The organism is Paraburkholderia silviterrae, assembly GCF_004353915.1.
GTDB lineage: Bacteria > Pseudomonadota > Gammaproteobacteria > Burkholderiales > Burkholderiaceae > Paraburkholderia > Paraburkholderia silviterrae.
On the sequence record NZ_SMRP01000074.1, the window covers coordinates 1 to 1,742 of the forward strand.

General features: G+C 63.0%; 2 protein-coding genes and 1 pseudogene. All 3 read right to left on the reverse strand.

Features of this window, described 5'->3' with window-relative positions; all coding sequences use genetic code 11:
* A pseudogene (locus EYW47_RS40560) lies at positions 1–170 on the reverse strand (putrescine ABC transporter permease PotI); the annotation flags it as partial.
* Positions 167–1,132: an ABC transporter permease subunit gene (locus EYW47_RS40565; RefSeq protein ID WP_133200410.1), complete on the reverse strand. Its 966-nt coding sequence runs from the start codon at positions 1,130–1,132 to the stop codon at positions 167–169. The gene EYW47_RS40565 and the pseudogene EYW47_RS40560, both read right to left, overlap by 4 nt.
* 13 nt (positions 1,133–1,145) lie before the next feature.
* The coding region (locus EYW47_RS40570; protein WP_133200411.1) for a TOBE domain-containing protein at positions 1,146–1,742 on the reverse strand (597 nt) is incomplete at its 5' end.

Genomic DNA, 1,742 nt, shown 5'->3' on the forward strand with positions numbered 1-1,742 from the left:
TCGTCGTCCTGCAGCAGCGCGGCGTACCACTTCAGCGAGAAGCCCGACCAGACGGTCACGAGCTTCGATTCGTTGAACGAGTACACCACGAGGCTGATGATCGGGATGTAGAGGAACAGGAAGCCGAGCGTGAGGACGCCGGTGGAAAGGGTGCGGTTGGGCTTGATCATTTGCGGTCCTCCAGTTCCTTGACCTGGTTGTGCTGGAAGAGGGCCATCGGCACGAGCAGCAGCACCACCATCGCGACCGTCACGGCCGATGCCATCGGCCAGTCCATGTTGTTGAAGAACTCGTCCCACATCACGCGGCCGATCATGAGCGTGTCCGCGCCGCCGAGCAGTTCGGGAATCACGTACTCGCCCACCGCCGGGATGAACACCAGCAGGCTGCCGGCGATGATGCCGTTCTTCGAGAGCGGCAGCGTGATGCGCGTGAACGCGACCCAGGGCTTCGCGCCCAGGTCATAGGCGGCTTCGAGCAGCGTGAGGTCCATCTTCACGAGGTGCGCGTAGAGCGGCATCACCATGAAGGGCAGATACGAATAGACCATGCCGATATAGACGCCCGCATCGCTGTGATAGAGGCGCAGCGGCGAGTGGATCAGGCCGATGGCGATGAGCGCGTGATTGAGCAGGCCGTCGTCCTTCAGGATACCGATCCATGCATAGACGCGGATCAGGAACGAAGTCCAGAACGGCAGCATCACGCCCATCATGAGCAGGTTGCGCGTGGCCGGGTTCGAGCGCGCGATGTAGTAGGCGATGGGATAGCCGATCAGCAGACAGAAGAAGGTGGAGACCGCGGCCATCTTCAGCGAGCTGATATAGGTGGCGACGTAGAGGCTGTCCTGCAGCAGGAACACGTAGTGGCCGAGCTGCAGCGCGAAGTGCATCACGCCGTCCTTCATCTCGACCAGGTTCGAGTAGGGCGGCACGGCCATCATCTGGTCGGCGAAGCTGATCTTGAGCACGAGCACGAACGGCACGGCAAAGAACAGCGTGAGCCACAGGAACGGCACACCGATGACGGTGGTGCGGCCCGAGGGCACGAAGCGCGAGAGGAAGCGCGCGAGCGCGCCGCGCGCGGCGCGGCCGCCGGAGGCGGCGGTAGTGGAAGGCAAAGAGGCACTCATGTCGGCATCTCCCTTATTGCGTGAGCACGACGCCGCTGGCGGGCGACCACGAGACATAGACATCGTCGTTCCAGGCCGGCGCGCCCTCGTTCATGAGGTGCGAGCTGGAGAGGTTCGACACGACCACCTTGCCGCCGGGCAGGCGCACGTGATAGAGCGAGTAGCTGCCCATGTAGGCGACGTCCTTGACCACGCCGCGCGCCCAGTTGTGCGGCGTGGACGGCTTCTCGCGCGTGACGCGCACGCGCTCGGGGCGCACCGAGATGCCCACCGGCATGCCGAGCGGCCCGGTGATGCCGTGGCTTACGTACATGCGCGCTTCGAGGTCCTCACTTTCGACGTAGATGTGATCGGGCTCGTCTTCGACGACCTTGCCTTCGAAGAGATTGGTCGAGCCGATGAACTCGGCTGAGAAGCGGCTGTTGGGGAATTCGTAGACGTCGTTGGGCGAGCCGATCTGCACGATGCGGCCTTCGCTCATGACGGCGAGGCGGTTGGCCATGGTCATGGCCTCTTCCTGATCGTGCGTGACCATCACACAGGTGACATCGACTTTCTCGATGATGTTCACGAGTTCGAGCTGGGTCTTCTGGCGGATCTTCTTGTCGAG

Coding starts and splice junctions, on each gene's coding strand:
- EYW47_RS40565 (WP_133200410.1), bottom strand. CDS start 1,132: ATGAGTGCCTCTTTGCCTTCCACTACCGCCGCCTCCGGCGGCCGCGCC.